Genomic DNA, 17852 nt, shown 5'->3' with positions numbered 1-17852 from the left:
GGCAAAGAAAGCCGGAAAGGGTGAATGGAATCTTTATGTTCGGTCAAACTCCTATTTCCCTCATTCAGTGAATTGCGGTATAATAGTTATAAGAAGAAGCAAAGCATGTTCAAGGAGAAAAATGTGGTGATACAACTTGATACCAAGACTGTTTACAGTTTTATGGATAGCTTGATCCCGATAAAGAAATATGTGCAAAAAGCCAAGGACTTAGGATACAGTCATCTGGGCATGATGGATGTGGACAATCTCTATGGGGCTTATCATTTCTTAGAGGAAGCCGAATCTGCGGGACTGCAGCCGCTTTTAGGCTTGGAGCTGAGACTAATCAAGGCAGAGCAGGAGCTTCATCTCCGTCTGCTGGCCTTAGACAGTCAGGGCTATCGCAATCTGATGAAAGTCTCGACTCTCAAGATGATGGGACAAAAGAATTGGGAGGATTTCCAGCATCTCTTCAAGGGATTGGCTGTGATTGTTCCTGCTTTTGACGGAGTAGCAGATCTGGATTTGGGTTTGGATTTTTATGTTGGAGTTTTTCCAGAAACGCCCCAGCAGGAGTTTGGTCGGCCAACCCTGCCCCTGCATACCGTCCGATATTTTGATAGGGGAGATTTGGAAACCTTGCAGATGCTCCGGGCTATTCGAGAAAATGCCAGTCTGCGGGAGATTGGCAGCCTCCCCAATCATGAGTTGCTAATGACTCCAGCTGCTCTGGCAGCAGCTTTTAAGGAAACTTTCCCAGAGAGTCTGGCTAATCTTGAGAAGCTAGTCCGTGATGTTCACTATGATATCAATAGGGAGCTGAAACTGCCCCGCTTTAATCGGGAGCGACCAGCCGTGGAAGAGTTGCGGGAGCGCTCCGAAGCTGGCTTGAAAAAACGTGGTTTAACAAGTAAACTTTATCAGGAGCGGCTGGATCAGGAGCTGGATGTCATTCATCAGATGGGTTTTGATGATTATTTCCTTATTGTCTGGGATTTGCTGCGCTTTGGTCGCAGTCAGGGCTATTATATGGGCATGGGCCGAGGATCTGCTGTTGGCAGTCTGGTGGCATATGCCTTGGAGATTACTGGGATTGACCCAGTCAAGAATAACCTGCTCTTTGAGCGCTTTCTAAATCTAGAGCGCTATACCATGCCCGATATTGATATCGATATTCCAGATGTTTACCGGCCGGAGTTTATCCGCTATGTTCGCGACCGCTATGGCAGTATGCATGCGGCTCAGATTGTGACCTACTCGACCTTTGGAGCCAAGCAGGCCATTCGTGATGTCTTCAAGCGCTTCGGTCTGCCAGAGTATGAGCTAACCAATATCACCAAGAAAATCCGCTTTGGCGATAGTCTGACCTCTGCTTATGAGAAAAATATGGCCTTTCGTCAGATTATCAATAGTAAGCTGGAATATCAAAAGGCCTTTGATATTGCTAAAAAAATCGAAGGTCATCCCCGTCAGACTTCTATCCACGCAGCCGGCGTTGTGATGAGTGACAATGACCTGACAGACCAGATACCGCTCAAATACGGTGAGGACATGTATATCACCCAATATGATGCCCACGGTGTGGAGAGCAACGGTCTGCTTAAGATGGACTTTCTGGGCTTGCGCAATCTGACCTTTGTCCAGCGGATGAAAGAAGCAACCCTGAAAAATATGAGGTAGATATTGAGATTGCAGAGATTGACTTGGAGGATGCAGAAACTCTGAAACTCTTTGCAGCTGGACAGACCAAGGGGATTTTCCAGTTTGAGCAGCCGGGGGCTATCAGCCTGCTCAAGCGGGTTCAGCCAGTTTGCTTTGAGGAAGTAGTGGCCACAACTTCTCTCAATCGTCCTGGAGCCAGTGATTACATCGACAATTTTGTCAAGAGAAAGCATGGAATGGAGCAAGTGGAGTTGATTGATGACAGTTTGTCTGATATTCTAGCTCCGACTTACGGTATCATGCTCTACCAAGAGCAGGTCATGCAGGTGGCCCAGCGCTTTGGTGGCTTTAGTCTGGGGAAAGCCGATATTTTGAGGCGGGCCATGGGTAAGAAAAGTGCTGCTGAAATGCACCGCATGCAGGAGGACTTTGTTGCAGGTGCTCTCAAGCTAGGGCATTCGGAATCCAAAGCCAAGGAAGTCTTTGCTATTATGGAGAAGTTTGCTGGCTATGGCTTTAACCGCAGCCACGCCTATGCCTACTCAGCTTTGGCCTTTCAGTTGGCTTACTTCAAGGCTCATTATCCAGATGTTTTCTTTGATGTCATGCTCAATTATTCTAGCAGTGACTATATCACCGATGCCCTGAGTTTTGACTTTGAAACAGCACCCCTCAGTATCAACAATATCCCCTACCATGATAAGTTTCAGGATAAGAAGATTTTTTTGGGCCTGAAAAATATCAAAGGCTTGCCTAGGGATTTGGCTTACTGGATTATCGAAGAGCGACAAAATGCCGCCTTTACTGGGGTGGAAGACTTTATTCTGCGCCTGCCTCAGAATTACCATAAGATTCCGTTGCTGACTCCTCTGATCCAGCTGGGGCTCTTTGACAGTTTTGAGAAAAATCGCCAAAAAATTCTAGCCAATCTGCCTAATCTATTTGTATTTGCGGATGAGCTGGGCAGCCTCTTTGCCGATACGACTTATTCTTGGACAGAGGCTCAGGATTTTAGCGATGCTGAAAAGTTTGAGCTGGAACAGAGTATAATCGGTGTGGGGCTTAGCGATCACCCCTTGGTTAAACTGGCCAAAGAAGCGGACCAGCCCTTTAGCTGGATTAGTGATTTGACAGAAAATAGCAGAGCTAGGATTTTAGGTGAAGTCCAGACTATCAAGACTATCCGGACTAAAAAGGGCGAGAATATGGCCTTCTTGCAGGTTTCAGATACCAAGAAAAAACTGGATGTTACCCTCTTTCCTGATACTTATCGCCGGCTAGGTGAGCGCATTAAGGAGAAGGGGATTTACTACTTGAGCGGCAAGGTGCAGGAGCGGGATGGTCGTTTACAGTTGGTCTTGGCAGATATAGAAGAAGCCACTACAGAACGCTTCTGGATAAAACTTGCTGGACATGAGCATGATCGGAAAATATCTCATGTTTTGCAGAAATACCCCGGCAATATTCCGGTTGTCCTGCGCTATGAAGATGAGAAGCGAACCATGTCTGCACCTCATTTTCGAGTGGAGAAATCGGAGCAGCTGCAAGAGGAATTGAAGAATTATACTATGAAAACGATTTTTCGTTAAAAAATATGGAAAATAAGAGAATTTTCATGATGATTGTGGTATAATCTATAAGAATGTTAAAAAGAAAAAGGAGCAAAAAGCGAAATGAAACGTATTGCTGTTTTGACTAGTGGTGGTGATGCCCCTGGTATGAATGCTGCCATCCGTGCAGTTGTTCGTAAAGCAATTTCCGAAGGAATGGAAGTCTACGGGATTTATGATGGTTACGCTGGAATGGTAGCTGGCGAGATTTACCCACTTGATGCGACATCAGTTGGTGACATTATTTCTCGCGGTGGAACCTTCCTTCACTCTGCTCGTTACCCTGAGTTTGCCCAAGTTGAAGGGCAGCTGAAAGGGATTGAGCAGCTTAAAAAACATGGAATTGAAGGTGTCGTTGTTATCGGTGGAGATGGATCTTACCACGGTGCTATGCGCTTGACAGAGCATGGCTTCCCAGCTGTCGGTGTTCCAGGAACCATTGACAATGATATCGTCGGAACAGACTTCACTATCGGTTTTGATACAGCTGTTACTACAGCTATGGATGCGATTGACAAGATTCGGGATACCTCATCCAGTCACCGCCGTACTTTCGTTATCGAAGTAATGGGACGTAATGCAGGTGATATTGCTCTCTGGGCAGGTATTGCATCTGGTGCGGACGAAATTATCGTTCCTGAAGAAGGTTTCAAGATCGAAGAAGTTGTTGAAAGCATTAAGAGTGGCTATGCCAAGGGTAAGAAGCACAACATCATCGTCTTGGCTGAGGGTGTCATGTCAGCGGATGAATTTGCTGAAAAGCTGAAAGAAGCTGGTGATATGAGCGATTTGCGTGTCACAGAGCTCGGACATATCCAGCGTGGAGGCTCACCGACTGCGCGTGACCGTGTTCTTGCATCTCGTATGGGAGCACATGCTGTTAAACTGCTTAAAGAAGGTATCGGCGGAGTTGCTGTTGGAATCCGCAATGAGCAGATGGTTGAAAGCCCAATCCTGGGAACTGCTGAAGAAGGAGCACTCTTTAGCTTGACTGCTGAAGGTAAGATTGTCGTCAATAACCCGCACAAGGCTGATCTGGGCTTGGCTGAATTGAACCGCAGCATTACTATTTAATTATTATTTGTTATTCAGGCCAAGAGGCCAAATAGAAGAAGGAGTTTCATACAATCATGAATAAACGTGTAAAAATCGTTGCAACATTAGGTCCTGCGGTAGAAATCCGCGGTGGTAAAAAATTCGGTGATGACGGATATTGGGGAGAAAAGCTGGATGTTGAAGCATCAGCTCAAAACATTGCTAAGCTGATTGAAGCTGGCGCAAACACATTCCGTTTCAACTTCTCACACGGTGACCATGCTGAGCAAGGAGAGCGCATGGCAACTGTTAAGCGTGCAGAAGAAATTGCCGGCCAAAAAGTTGGTTTCCTTCTTGATACAAAAGGACCAGAAATTCGTACAGAATTGTTCGAAGGCGATGCAAAAGAGTATTCATACAAGACTGGTGAAAAAATCCGTGTTGCTACTAAGCAAGGTATCAAATCTACTCGTGAAGTAATTGCTTTGAACGTTGCTGGCGGATTGGACATCTACGATGATGTTGAAGTTGGTCGTCAAGTATTGGTTGACGATGGTAAACTTGGTCTTCGTGTTGTCGCAAAAGACGATGCTACTCGTGAATTTGAAGTAGAAGTTGAAAACGACGGCATCATTGCTAAGCAAAAAGGTGTGAACATCCCTAACACTAAGATTCCTTTCCCAGCACTTGCTGAGCGTGACAATGACGATATCCGCTTTGGTCTTGAGCAAGGAATTAACTTCATCGCGATTTCATTTGTACGTACTGCAAAAGACGTCAACGAAGTTCGTGCAATCTGTGAAGAAACTGGTAATGGCCATGTTCAATTGTTCGCGAAAATCGAAAACCAACAAGGTATCGATAACTTGGACGAAATCATTGAAGCTGCTGACGGTATCATGATTGCCCGTGGTGATATGGGTATCGAAGTACCATTCGAAATGGTTCCAGTTTACCAAAAGATGATCATCACTAAGGTAAATGCAGCTGGTAAAGTGGTTATCACAGCAACTAACATGCTTGAAACCATGACAGAAAAACCACGTGCAACTCGTTCAGAAGTATCAGACGTATTTAACGCTGTTATTGACGGAACTGACGCAACTATGCTTTCAGGTGAGTCTGCAAATGGTAAATACCCACTTGAGTCAGTAACAACAATGGCTACTATCGATAAGAATGCTCAAACCCTTCTTAACGAATATGGCCGTTTGACAACTGATAACTTTGAGCGTAACTCTAAGACTGAAGTTATGGCTTCAGCAGTGAAAGATGCTACAAACTCAATGGATATCAAGTTGGTAGTTACCCTTACTAAGACAGGTCACACAGCCCGCTTGATTTCTAAATACCGTCCAAATGCTGATATCTTGGCTATCACTTTTGACGAATTGACTCAACGCGGTCTTATGCTGAACTGGGGTGTAATTCCAGTGACTACAAACACTCCATCTAACACAGATGATATGTTTGACATCGCTGAAAAGATTGCGGTTGAGCAAGGCTTGGTTGAATCTGGTGATGATATCGTTATCGTTGCTGGTGTGCCGCTTGGTGAAGCAGTTCGTACCAACACAATGCGTATCCGTACAGTACGTTAATCTAAGATAATAAAAAAGAACCGTTGATTGAAAAATCACCGGTTTTTTTCTTGTCTATGTGATGACCGTTATCTTGCATGAGAAGAAGGACACGTTAGCGTTTTGATTTTTGAAATAAGATTGTCCCTTTGTCTATTTTGTCTAAAAATGATATAATGGTATAAAAGAGATGGGAGAGACGAATGTTAAAGAGAGATTTATTAAGAAATATCATTATTTTTTCAGTACTGGCAGCTATCATTATAGGGCTGAGAGTTTTTATTTACACACCTTATCGGGTGACTGATCAAGACAGCAATGCTTACTTGGCAAAGAATGACTTGGTCTTGGCGACGAGAAAGCAAGACATCAAGCGTGGAGACTTTGTTCTCTATGAAGTGGACGGCAAAGACTATGTCGGCCGGGTCATTGCCCAGGAAAAAGATCAGGTAACCTATATGGATGATCTCCTTTATCTGAACGGCCAGGTCATGTCGGAAGAATACATTGAGAAAATGCGCGAGAAATATTTGGCTTCAGCAGGAAGTTCTGGTTACTACACTCATGATTTCTCTATTATGGATTTAAAAGACTCAAAGTCTGATAAAATTACTAAAGATTTTTATCTGATTCTTAATGACCGACGTGAAAATACCAAGGACAGCCGAGAATTTGGACTTATAAAAGCTAGTCAAATCAAGGGAGTGGTGGAGTTCCGACTCTCACCGCTTAATGAATTTGGTTTTATTAAGAATAAGTAAATAGAAGTCTATTTTTATAACCAAGGCAGGGCAAGCCTTGGTTATTTTCTTTGAAAATCAGCTTTAAAGTTACAAGTAAACACAAAGATACTTGTCCTGATGTGGTATACTAATATCAAAAGACCGCAAAAAGGAGATTGCTTTTGAAGTCAAGAAAGAAGAAATTATTATTGTTTGCTATACTGGCTCTAAGTTTTTTGACAGCATGCAGCAGTATAGTAAATAGAGATGGTGAAAAAATATGGATGTCAGATACTGAAATGTCGGAGCTTCGTAAGAAAGAGGAAAAGATTGCACTTTATATCATTAATCATTATGAAGATGTTCAAAAAATTGAATTTGATGAATTTTCCAAGGGAAATTTATGGAAAGGGGATTCCGTTAGTCTCATAGTAAATGACACCAGTTATATCCCACATGTTTCTTTGGACTCAAAAGATGAAAACTATAATATAAATAATAACTCTCACACTGATTCGACAGAATTGACTTTTCGTCTGAAAAAGAAAGAGAAGGTCACAAATTTTAAAGATGCGGGTGAGACGGATGTTATTTACTCTGGACAAAATGCTTGGCTGACGACTGAGGAAAAAGTAAAGGTGCGCAATCAGGAAGAGGGGCTGGCTTTATTTTTACTGAATCACTATGAAAATGTTGAAAAAATTGAATTTACAAAGATTTCAAGAAAGCCTTTTGGACAGGCAAGATATGCTGCTTTACTTGTTAATGATAAGATAAAGATTTATACCGACCTAGATGATAGCTATCAAGATTATCATTTATTTGAGAATCCTGAAAAAGCCGGCCTGAAAGCTAAAGAGAATCCAACAAATTTGCAAAGTCTAGATAGCATTACTGTTATCTATTATACGGGGAAATGAATGATGTGTTGCAAAGAAAAAGCCAGACTGACTTAATTATCAGACTGGTTTTTTCGTGTCTCTTGGTGAAAGATGTTTTGCCATACTTCGTGGCGGCGCCAGAGGCTGGTATGGATAACACCGTCCATTTCATAGCGGATGAGCTTGGTTTTCTGGCTGACAGAGAGCAGTTCAAAGTTTTTGATAGGTGTTTTTGAGGCTCTTTCTTCCTGAAATTCAGCCTTGTTCAGCTGTCGGCCATCTTGGGAAATATAGAGAAATTCTGCTGACAGAAGCGAATCCAGTTGGCTGCCTTGCTCCACGAGCTGTTCACGCATGAGCAAGTTTGGATAAAGATTGTCCAATCTCTCATCTTCAGGAATGGGAGCGGGCTCGATATGAATGTCAATGTCAAAGACCCCAAAGCGCTTCATCAACATATCCTCAACCTGGTCCGCAATCTCATGGCTTTCAAAAACAGATAAATCCGGGTTCATTTCCAAGATAATATCCAAGTAGATATTACTGCCATAGGTCCGGCCGCGTTGTGACTTAACCTGAGTAATTTTAGGAATTTCCAGGATAGCTTGCTTATAGTCTTGGAGCAGGCTTTCATCAAATCCGTCGGACAGGCTGAAGGAAGATTCCATAAAGATATCATAGGCCGTCTTGAGAATGAAGAAGGTAATGACAATGGCTGCCAGCTTATCAACGATTGGGAAATTAAAGGCGCTGGCAATGATAGCAACTGAAGTGCCGATAGAAGTGACAGCGTCTGACAGGTTGTCCTTGGCTGCAGCATCCAGAGCTTTGGAGTGAGTTTTTTTAGCCAGAGTTTTATTGTAAAAATAAACACCCAACATAATGATTGCCGAGATGATTCCGACCACGGCACCAACTGGGGCAATCTTAGTCTCTTGATTGGAGATGCTCTTCTGAATGGTCTCTATCAAGACATCAAATCCAACGAAAAACATGATGAAAGATGTGATGAGACTGGCCAGATCTTCTATCTTCAAGTGGCCGAAGCGATGGTCACGGTCGGCTGGTTTTCTAGCCATACGCAGGCCAATTAAAACGGCGATATTAGCCACGATATCAGATACATTGTTGAAGCCATCGGCCGTCAGACTGGAGGACTGGAAGGTCGAGCCTGCGATAATCTTGACCGCGGAGAGAATCAGATAGGTAGCGATGGAAAGGATGGCTCCTCTCTCCGCTAGCTTCAGATTGTTACTAGGATTTTTCATGACAGCCTTTCTTTCTAATAGGGCAGCAGAACGGAAAAGAGACTTGAGAAGAAATGTCATCTCTGGACAGACGTTCTAAGTCTCATATGGGCTTATTATAGCAAAAATAGGCCTGCTTTTCAATTTGCGTCGGGCTTAGGCTTGCTTAAATGACTTGCTAAAAATCTAATCTAAAATCAAAAATTCCTCTTCTTTCTGGTTTAGCTTCATCAGGATTTTTGTTATAATAGTTGCATTGACTTTGAAAGAGGAAGAAACATGCATCCTTTATTAAACGGTATGAATGACCGTCAGGCTGAGGCGGTTCAGATAACAGAAGGGCCTTTACTGATAATGGCGGGAGCTGGTTCGGGTAAGACCCGTGTCCTGACCCACCGTATTGCCTATTTGATTGATGAGAAGATGGTCAATCCTTGGAATATCCTTGCCATTACCTTTACCAATAAGGCAGCGCGGGAGATGAGAGAAAGGGCTGAAAAACTTAAAACGGAGACCCAAGATTGCTTAATCGCTACCTTCCACTCCATGTGTGTGCGCATTCTGCGACGAGAAGCAGACCATATTGGCTACAATCGCAACTTCACCATCGTTGATCCAGGTGAACAGCGAACCCTGATGAAACGGATTCTTAAAAATCTCAATCTGGACCCTAAAAAGTGGAATGAGCGCGCCATTCTGGGAACTATTTCCAATGCCAAGAACGATTTGATTGATGAGGTGGCCTATGCAAATCTAGCTGGTGATATGTATACAGAGATTGTGGCTAAGTGCTACACGGCCTATCAAAAGGAATTGCGCCAGTCTGAGGCCATGGACTTTGACGACTTAATCATGCTGACCCTGAGGCTTTTTGACCAAAATCCTGACGTCCTGACCTACTACCAGCAACGTTACCAGTACATCCATGTGGACGAGTATCAGGATACCAACCATGCCCAGTACCAGCTGGTCAAGCTCTTGGCTTCACGCTTTAAGAATATCTGCGTGGTCGGAGACGCTGACCAGTCTATCTATGGCTGGCGGGGAGCCGACATGCAGAATATCCTGGACTTTGAAAAGGATTATCCAGAAGCTAAGGTAGTTCTATTAGAGGAAAATTATCGCTCTACCAAGACCATTCTTCAGGCGGCTAATGAAGTCATCCGAAACAACCGCAACCGTCGTCCTAAAAATCTCTGGACTCAAAACGAAGACGGTGAGGAAATTGTCTACTATCGGGCTAATGACGAGCAGGACGAGGCTTTCTTTGTCGCCCGAACCATTGATCAGCTGACCCGAGAAGGATACAGTCATAAGGAATTTGCAGTCCTTTACCGGACCAATGCCCAGTCACGGACGGTGGAGGAAGCCCTGCTCAAGTCCAATATTCCCTACACCATGGTCGGGGGCACCAAGTTCTACAGCCGCAAGGAAATCCGTGATGTCATTTCTTACCTCAATCTCATCGCCAATCCTAGCGATAATATCAGCTATGAGCGCGTAGTCAATGAGCCCAAGCGTGGTGTCGGTCCAGGAACGGTGGAGAAGATTCGGGATTTTGCGGCCAGCCAGGAAATCTCTCTACTGGATGCGTCGACTAATATCCTGCTGTCGCCGGTCAAGGGCAAGGCGGCTCAGGCGGTCTATGATTTTGCCAATATGCTTCTGGATTTGCGGGAGCGCTTGGATAATTATACAGTGACGGAGCTGGTAGAGGCTGTATTGGAAAAGACAGGCTATGCTACAGCCTTGGCTGCCCAGGCAACCTTAGAAAGCCAAGCACGGATTGAAAATATCGAAGAATTCCTGTCTGTAACCAAGAACTTTGACGAAAGTCCAGATAATCCTGCTGATGAGTCTGGTCTTGATAAGCTCAGCCGTTTTCTCAATGACTTAGCCTTGATAGCGGACACAGATGACGGAGATACGGAGAGTTCTGAAGTGACTCTGATGACCCTCCACGCGGCCAAGGGATTGGAATTTCCGGTTGTCTTTCTGGTTGGTATGGAGGAAAATGTCTTCCCTCTAAGTCGGGTATCTGAAGATGAGGATGAGCTAGAAGAAGAGCGGCGTCTGGCCTATGTCGGTATCACTCGAGCAGAGAAGATTCTCTATCTGACTAATGCCAATTCCCGTATGCTTTATGGTAAAACCAATTTTAATCAACCTACCCGCTTCTTGAGAGAAATCAGCTCAGACTTGCTAGACTATCAGGGACTGGCTCGGCCGGCAAACAGCTCTTTTAAGGTTAGTTATACCAATAGCGATACTAGCAAATTCGGTCAGGGCATGAGTCTGGCTCAAGCCCTGCAGGAGCGGAAGCGTCAGGCGGCTCCTAGTTCGATTTCTACAGGCAGTCTGCCTTTTGGCAAGAGCAGCGAGTCATCTAAGCCGGAAGTTGCTTGGGCTATCGGTGATATTGCCCACCATACGAAATGGGGCGATGGGACAGTTCTGGCAGTCTCTGGCAGCGGAAATAGTCAAGAGCTTAAGATTAATTTCCCAGAAGTCGGTCTGAAGAAAGTGCTGGCCAGCATAGCACCGATTGAGAAAAAATCATGATGAGACAGTCGATTGAAGCCTGGATTTATCATCCAGAGGAACGAGAAATCTTGCTCCTGAAAGTTGAGGATGAGAAAGTTTTCTTTTGGCAGCCCATTACTGGTGGGATTGAGAGTGGTGACAGTCCAGAAGAAGCCTGCCTTCGTGAAATAAAAGAGGAGACCGGCTTGCTCTTAGCTTGTTCAAGTCTGACGGGTCTTGGAGATTTTATGGTAAAGATTGATGAAAATCTGACCATCCACAAGAATCTTTTTCTAGTTCTGACTGAACAGAAGGAAATCCAGCTTTCAGATGAGCATGTAGGAGCTCAGTGGGTAGCTTTAGACAAAGTTTCGTCGCAGTTGTACTGGCCCAGCAATCAGGCGACTTTTGAGATTATAACCGAGAAGCTATAAGATATAACTTCTCTTTATTTCTTTTGATAAGGAAATTCTATTAGTCAAGCGGGGCTTTTAGTGGTAGACTTATCACATAACTATAGTGAGGTGACCTTATGACACGTGAATTTAAATTTGAAACCCTGCAGCTTCATGCCGGACAAACAGTGGACCCGACAACTAAGTCGCGGGCTCTGCCTATTTACCAGACAACTTCCTATGTGTTTGATGATACTCAGGAGGGAGAAGATCTTTTTGCCCTACGCAAACCGGGAAATATCTACACTCGGATTACCAATCCGACCCTGTCTGCTTTTGAGGAGCGGATTGCGGCTTTGGAGGGCGGAGTCGGAGCTCTAGCAACAGCTTCTGGTATGGCGGCCCTTACCTATACTATTTTAGCCCTGGCGCATGCTGGCGACCATGTAGTGGCAGCCTCCACCATCTACGGCGGCACCTTTAATCTGCTCAAGGAAACCCTGCCTCGCTATGGCATTACCACGACTTTTGTTGATATTGAAAATCTGGCTGAAGTAGAAGCAGCTATTCAGGATAATACAAAGTTGGTTCTGATTGAAAGTTTGGGCAATCCTTTGATTAATATTCCTGACTTTGACGCTTTAGCAGAGCTGGTTCATGCTCATAAAATTCCGCTGATTTCCGACAATACCTTTGCAACACCTTATCTGATCAATGTCTTTTCTCATGGAGTAGACATAGCGGTGCATTCTGCGACCAAGTTTATTGGTGGTCACGGAACCAGCATCGGAGGTGTGATTGTGGACAGCGGTCGTTTCGACTGGGAAGCTTCTGGCAAGTTTCCGCAGTTTGTTGATCCGGATCCAAGTTATCATGATATCAGTTATACGCGCGATGTCGGAGCAGCAGCCTTTGTTACTGCTGTCCGGACCCAACTCTTGCGCGATACGGGCGCAGCCATGTCCCCCTTCAATGCCTTTCTCTTCTTGCAGGGGTTGGAAACTCTTTCTTTGCGTGTAGAGCGCCATGTGTCCAATGCCGAGAAGATTGTAGATTTCCTAGCAGAGCATCCTAAGGTTGAGCAGGTCAATTATCCCAAGCTTACTGATAGTCCTTATCATGCTTTGGCAGAAAAATATTTCCCTAAAGGCGTGGGCTCAATTTTCACCTTTAATGTCAATGGTGGGGAGAAAGAAGCTCGTAAGGTTATTGACAGTTTAGAGATTTTCTCTGACTTGGCCAATGTAGCAGATGCTAAGTCTCTGGTTGTCCATCCGGCTACGACGACTCATGGTCAGATGTCTCCAGAGGCTCAGCTGGCAGCAGGCATTACACCAAATCAAATCCGTCTTTCTATCGGTTTGGAAAATGTGGATGACTTGATTGAGGATTTGAGGATTGCCTTGGAATCTATCTAATTTTCAAGGTCTATAGACTAAGCAAATAAGAATAAAACTAGGTTTTCGCCTAGTTTTTTGTTATAATAGGATGTAATATATAAAAATAGTAGGAGATTAAAATGACAATTTCGGTGATTGTTCCATGTTTCAATGAAGAAGAGTCTATTCCTTTGTTTCATGAAGCCATGGAAGCGGTGAAATATCAAATCCGTGACCAGTTTGAATATATTTTTGTCAATGACGGGTCGACAGACCGGACCTTGGCTGTTCTACGTGAGCTCAGCAGTCGTTGTCCTGATGTGCACTATCTGTCCTTTTCTCGTAATTTCGGAAAAGAAGCAGCGCTCTATGCTGGGCTCCAAGAGGCAAGCGGGGATTTGGTGACGGTCATGGATGTGGACTTGCAGGATCCGCCCGAGCTTCTGATTGAGATGAAAGCTATGTTGGACATGAATCCAGAACTGGACTGTGTGGGGACCCGTCGCACTACTCGAGAGGGAGAGCCACCTATCCGGAGCTTTTTTGCCAATCTGTTTTATAAACTGATTAATAAGATTAGTCAGGTAGAGATGGTGGATGGTGCGCGTGACTTCCGACTGATGCGCCGTCAGATGGTAGAGGCCATTCTGGATGTTTCAGAATACAATCGCTTCTCCAAGGGGATTTTTGCCTGGGTTGGCTTTAATACCGAGTACTTGGAATACAAAAATGTCGAACGAGTGGCAGGTAAGACCTCTTGGAATTTCTGGTCCCTTTTTAACTATTCTTTGGAAGGCATTGTCAATTTCTCTGATGCGCCGCTCAACATCGCCTTTTTAGGAGGTATCCTGTCTTGGATTTTAGCCTTCATCCTGATGGGAGTAATTATTATCCGTACCTTGGTTTTTGGTGACCCGACATCGGGCTGGCCATCCCTCATGACTGTCATTCTCCTTATCGGTGGTTTTCAGCTACTGACCATCGGTATCCTAGGCAAATACATTGGCAAAATCTTTATGGAAACCAAGCATCGGCCGATTTATGTGATTAAGGAGAAGAGTAAATGATTTTCCGAAAACGTTTTTCTGATTTTAAAAACTATCTTCTTTTAAATAAATCGTCTGCCCTGCTTATTTTTATTATTTATTCAGTGGTCAATATTAATGTCGGTTTAGCTGAGTATCCCTTTATTGATGACATTGGAAGACAATTACAAGGTTATTCAGGATTCTCTGAACACTATTCAAGATATTTAAGTGAATATTCTGCTCGTTTGATACAGGGGGAGATCATTTGACAGATCTAGGATTAACTCCTCATATTCTGTCAGCATGTTTTTTATCTCTGGCTAGCTTAATCTTATTATTTGTCTTATATCCCGATAAAAAGATTTCTTTTATAACAGCATGTGTTTCAACTATTATAGGGATTAATCCATGGTTTTTAGAGCCATTAAGTTTTAGGTTTGACAATCCTTTTATGACTTTAAGTATATTAGTTTCAATTATCCCATTTATTTTTTGGGATAATAAAAAAATATTTGGAATCATGTCAGTTGTTGGTATATTCTTAATGTGCAATTCTTACCAAGCTTCTTCGGGAGTCTATATTCTGGTAACATTGACTCTAATATTTTTAGAATTACTAGAAGGCAAACTTTTTAAAGAAGAAATTCCTAAAATTTTCATCTCAATCGTGTCATATGTAATTGGTTTGGTTTTATATCGTATACAAATTTTTATAAAGCCTCCTGTTTTTGCTGACCAAGCTGATATTCCAAAAGGATTAGGGATGATTAAAATAATTGGGGTGAATGCTACAGGATATTTGAAGAATATATTTTTTCAAAGTTCAACTATCTGGGTTTTATTAACTATACTTGCTGTATTTCTCTTAACTATCAGTGTGATTCGTTTATCCAGAACAAAAATCCTTTTAAACTTTATTTACATGCTGATTTGGCTAAGTTTAGGAAGTGTACTTAGCTATGGAACATATTTGATTTTATCTAACCCTTATTACCTGATGAGACCAAGATATGAATATGGGTATGGAATTTTTCTAACTATTCTCTTAATCGTTAGCTTAGAGTGCGTTGAAAAGAGCAAAATTCTACGTAGAGGGAAGTCTCTCGTATCAGGATTATTATTTTTTTATTTCTTATCTTTCTCTTTTACTTTTGTCAGCAGTTTAAAACAACAAAATGAAATGTTCAAAGCACAGAGCATAATACTAGCTTCCTCTCTAAACAAGTACATTACACCCGAAAAAACAGTTATTAATGTGAATCGCTTTCTTTCGGATTCTCCAGTATTTAACAATACAGCTTCTGTTTATCCAATGTTAAAAAGTTTGATTATGCCAAATACGAATGTTTCTTGGGATATGACATTGAGATTTAATAGCATAACGAACTTAAACGTAGATTTCAAATTAATCGATATTGCTAATATAGATTTTAGTAGTGAAAATTATACATTACTTGAAGAAACAAAGTTATATAATATTTATCTTGAAAATAATGAATTATTTGTTATCATGAAGTAGAATATTTCTAAGAGAGAAATAAGGAAAAAATTCATTTTAATATGATTATGCATTGTTAAAGTTTATACTGTCAATTTGAAATGATGCTGAGTTTTCTGATTATCACTTGCATAATATTGAATCATTTATATATGGAGTGTAAAAAGTAAGAGATTTTATTTTCTAAAAATGACTAGAGGTATGATTCAACCAAGCAGATTTTTTCTGCTTTTTTTGTTATAATAAACTCATTGAATGTTTATGATGTGAAAGGAAAGACAAATGATTTTAATTACAGGTGCGAATGGACAGCTGGGTACAGAGCTTCGCTATCTTTTGGATGAGCGCAATGAGGAGTATGTGGCTGTTGATGTGGCTGAAATGGATATTACCAATGCCCAAATGGTGGACAAGGTCTTTGCGGAGGTCAAGCCAAGCTTGGTCTATCACTGCGCAGCCTATACCGCTGTTGATGCGGCTGAGGACGAAGGAAAAGAGCTGGACTATGCCATCAATGTGACCGGGACTGAAAATGTGGCAAAAGCTGCAGAAGCACACGGAGCAACCTTAGTCTACATCTCAACAGACTATGTCTTTGATGGTCAAAAGTCTGTCGGTGAGGAGTGGGAAGTAGATGACCGGCCGGATCCGCAGACTGAGTATGGCCGTACCAAGCGCATGGGCGAGGAGCTGGTTGAGAAATATTCTAGTCGTTTCTATATTATCCGTACTGCCTGGGTCTTTGGTAACTACGGTAAAAACTTTGTCTTTACCATGCAAAATCTTGCCAAGACGCACAAAACTCTGACTGTAGTCAATGACCAACATGGCCGTCCGACTTGGACTCGTACGCTGGCTGAGTTTATGACCTATCTGGCTGAAAATCAAAAGGAATTTGGTTATTACCATCTGTCTAATGACGCTGCAGAGGACACGACATGGTATGACTTTGCAGTGGAAATTCTCAAAGATACGGATGTGGAAGTCCAGCCAGTTGATTCCAGCAAATTCCCGGCCAAGGCTAAGCGGCCTTTCAACTCCACTATGAGCCTGGCTAAGGCCAAGGCTACAGGTTTTGTCATTCCGACTTGGCAGGATGCTTTGAAAGAGTTTTACAAGCAAGAGAAGAAACAGTGATTCTCTTTGAAGTTGATAACAGCGACAGAACTTAGTCTCAGACTAGGTTCTGTTTTTTCTTCTGGCAGACTCAAGAAGTGATTTTCAGGCGCGTACTTTGGTGGAGAAAGAGCTGACTTGAAGATACGGGTGGAAAATGAGAATGAGAAAAATTTTCCACAGATCTTATCCCCTTAAAATAAAGATGTTTCAATTTAATGAAATTCTGTGGATAACCTTTATTATTTCATGCAACTGTGTTACAATATTACTATAAATAAAATAGAAGAGGTGTGTGAATATGTCACGTAAACCATTTATTGCTGGTAACTGGAAAATGAACAAAAATCCTGAAGAAGCAAAGGCTTTTGTAGAAGCGGTTGCTTCTAAGCTTCCTTCTTCAGATTTAGTAGAAGCTGGTATCGCTGCTCCAGCACTTGATTTGACGACTGTTTTGGCAGCAGCTAAAGGAAGCAATCTTAAAGTTGCAGCCCAAAACGCTTACTTTGAAGATGCAGGTGCCTTCACTGGTGAAAACAGCCCTAAAGTTCTTGCAGAAGTTGGAGTTGACTACATCGTTATCGGTCACTCAGAACGCCGCGATTATTTCCATGAAACAGACCAAGACATCAACAAAAAAGCGCACGCTATCTTCCGCAATGGTCTGGTGCCAATCATCTGCTGTGGTGAATCGCTTGAAACTTACGAAGCTGGTAAAGCAGTAGAATTCGTTGGTGCTCAAGTATCAGCTGCTTTGAAAGACTTGACAGCTGAGCAAGTTGCATCATTGGTTATCGCTTATGAGCCAATCTGGGCTATTGGTACTGGTAAGTCAGCAACTCAAGACGACGCTCAAAAGATGTGTAAAGCAGTTCGTGATGTTGTCGCAGCTGACTTTGGTCAAGAAGTAGCAGACAAGGTTCGCGTTCAGTACGGTGGTTCTGTAAAACCTGAAAATGTTGCGTCTTACATGGCTTGTCCTGATGTTGACGGTGCTCTTGTTGGTGGTGCATCACTTGAAGCTGAAAGCTTCTTGGCATTGCTTGATTTTGTAAAATAAAAAATGTTGAAAAAAGACTTGTCCTCCCAAAGGTGACAAGTTTTTTAAAAGTTGGAGAGAAAAGTTGAAATCGAAAGAATTGGTTTATTTAGCGAGTACGGCTATTTTGTTGGCAGCGACTGCCAATGTTGCAA

At 42.8% G+C, this 17852-nt stretch carries 11 protein-coding genes and 2 pseudogenes; 12 read left to right on the top strand and 1 reads right to left on the bottom strand.

Translation table 11 applies throughout. The annotated features are described in order from the left end of the window. The first annotated feature begins 24 nt into the window (after positions 1-24). The 5 genes and pseudogenes from FFV08_07845 (at position 25) to FFV08_07825 (ending at position 7511) form a co-directional block, all read left to right on the top strand. Positions 25-3233 (top strand): annotated as a pseudogene (locus FFV08_07845) (DNA polymerase III subunit alpha). A gap of 84 nt (positions 3234-3317) precedes the next feature. Further along, a complete protein-coding gene (pfkA, locus tag FFV08_07840; GenBank protein QLB52521.1) occupies positions 3318-4328 on the top strand; it encodes a 6-phosphofructokinase in 1011 nt (336 codons plus the stop codon). Between the two features lie 56 nt (positions 4329-4384). Continuing rightward, positions 4385-5890 carry a pyruvate kinase gene (gene pyk, locus FFV08_07835; protein ID QLB52520.1) on the top strand — a complete coding sequence of 502 codons (1506 nt, stop codon included), beginning with the start codon at positions 4385-4387 and terminating at the stop codon, positions 5888-5890. A 182-nt stretch (positions 5891-6072) separates the two neighbouring features. Continuing rightward, positions 6073-6630: a signal peptidase I gene (gene lepB / locus FFV08_07830; protein QLB52519.1), complete on the top strand. Its 558-nt coding sequence runs from the start codon at positions 6073-6075 to the stop codon at positions 6628-6630. A 137-nt stretch (positions 6631-6767) separates the two neighbouring features. Continuing rightward, positions 6768-7511 (top strand): hydrolase, encoded by a 744-nt coding sequence (locus FFV08_07825; GenBank protein QLB52518.1) that lies wholly within the window; start codon positions 6768-6770, stop codon positions 7509-7511. A 32-nt stretch (positions 7512-7543) separates the two neighbouring features. On the opposite strand, the gene FFV08_07820 is transcribed toward FFV08_07825, so the two are convergent. Beyond that, positions 7544-8800: a cation transporter gene (locus FFV08_07820; GenBank protein QLB52517.1), complete on the bottom strand. Its 1257-nt coding sequence runs from the start codon at positions 8798-8800 to the stop codon at positions 7544-7546. Between the two features lie 198 nt (positions 8801-8998). Here FFV08_07820 and pcrA point away from each other — a divergent pair, with 198 nt between their 5' ends. The 7 genes and pseudogenes from pcrA (at position 8999) to FFV08_07785 (ending at position 17718) form a co-directional block, all read left to right on the top strand. Further along, the gene (gene pcrA, locus FFV08_07815) at positions 8999-11281 is read left to right on the top strand and encodes a DNA helicase PcrA (protein QLB52516.1); all 2283 of its coding nucleotides are present in this window, start codon (positions 8999-9001) and stop codon (positions 11279-11281) included. Continuing rightward, positions 11278-11676, top strand: a complete 399-nt coding sequence (locus FFV08_07810) for an NUDIX domain-containing protein (protein ID QLB52515.1) — start codon at positions 11278-11280, stop codon at positions 11674-11676. The genes pcrA and FFV08_07810 overlap by 4 nt, the downstream gene beginning before the upstream one ends. A gap of 98 nt (positions 11677-11774) precedes the next feature. Then, positions 11775-13055 (top strand): O-acetylhomoserine aminocarboxypropyltransferase/cysteine synthase, encoded by a 1281-nt coding sequence (locus FFV08_07805; protein ID QLB52514.1) that lies wholly within the window; start codon positions 11775-11777, stop codon positions 13053-13055. Positions 13056-13156: 101 nt separating this feature from the next. Continuing rightward, a complete protein-coding gene (locus tag FFV08_07800; protein QLB52513.1) occupies positions 13157-14083 on the top strand; it encodes a glycosyltransferase family 2 protein in 927 nt (308 codons plus the stop codon). Beyond that, a pseudogene (locus tag FFV08_07795) lies at positions 14080-15563 on the top strand (hypothetical protein). The gene FFV08_07800 and the pseudogene FFV08_07795 overlap by 4 nt, the downstream one beginning before the upstream one ends. Before the next feature lie 261 nt (positions 15564-15824). Beyond that, positions 15825-16679 carry a dTDP-4-dehydrorhamnose reductase gene (gene rfbD, locus FFV08_07790; protein QLB52512.1) on the top strand — a complete coding sequence of 285 codons (855 nt, stop codon included), beginning with the start codon at positions 15825-15827 and terminating at the stop codon, positions 16677-16679. Between the two features lie 280 nt (positions 16680-16959). After that, the gene (locus tag FFV08_07785) at positions 16960-17718 is read left to right on the top strand and encodes a triose-phosphate isomerase (GenBank protein QLB52511.1); all 759 of its coding nucleotides are present in this window, start codon (positions 16960-16962) and stop codon (positions 17716-17718) included. Positions 17719-17852: the final 134 nt, after the last annotated feature.

It is taken from the genome of Streptococcus sanguinis (assembly GCA_013378335.1).
Taxonomy (GTDB): domain Bacteria; phylum Bacillota; class Bacilli; order Lactobacillales; family Streptococcaceae; genus Streptococcus; species Streptococcus sanguinis_I.
Note: the sequence above shows the minus strand (reverse complement) of the source record. Positions and strands in the feature narration are given on the sequence as shown.

What these genes read in the sequence shown, in the direction of transcription:
- pfkA (QLB52521.1), top strand. Translation starts at nt 3,318, where the DNA reads ATGAAACGTATTGCTGTTTTGACTAGTGGTGGTGATGCCCCTGGTATG.
- pyk (QLB52520.1), top strand. Translation starts at nt 4,385, where the DNA reads ATGAATAAACGTGTAAAAATCGTTGCAACATTAGGTCCTGCGGTAGAA.
- lepB (QLB52519.1), top strand. Translation starts at nt 6,073, where the DNA reads ATGTTAAAGAGAGATTTATTAAGAAATATCATTATTTTTTCAGTACTG.
- FFV08_07820 (QLB52517.1), bottom strand. Translation starts at nt 8,800, where the DNA reads ATGACATTTCTTCTCAAGTCTCTTTTCCGTTCTGCTGCCCTATTAGAA.
- pcrA (QLB52516.1), top strand. Translation starts at nt 8,999, where the DNA reads ATGCATCCTTTATTAAACGGTATGAATGACCGTCAGGCTGAGGCGGTT.
- FFV08_07810 (QLB52515.1), top strand. Translation starts at nt 11,278, where the DNA reads ATGATGAGACAGTCGATTGAAGCCTGGATTTATCATCCAGAGGAACGA.
- FFV08_07805 (QLB52514.1), top strand. Translation starts at nt 11,775, where the DNA reads ATGACACGTGAATTTAAATTTGAAACCCTGCAGCTTCATGCCGGACAA.
- FFV08_07800 (QLB52513.1), top strand. Translation starts at nt 13,157, where the DNA reads ATGACAATTTCGGTGATTGTTCCATGTTTCAATGAAGAAGAGTCTATT.
- rfbD (QLB52512.1), top strand. Translation starts at nt 15,825, where the DNA reads ATGATTTTAATTACAGGTGCGAATGGACAGCTGGGTACAGAGCTTCGC.
- FFV08_07785 (QLB52511.1), top strand. Translation starts at nt 16,960, where the DNA reads ATGTCACGTAAACCATTTATTGCTGGTAACTGGAAAATGAACAAAAAT.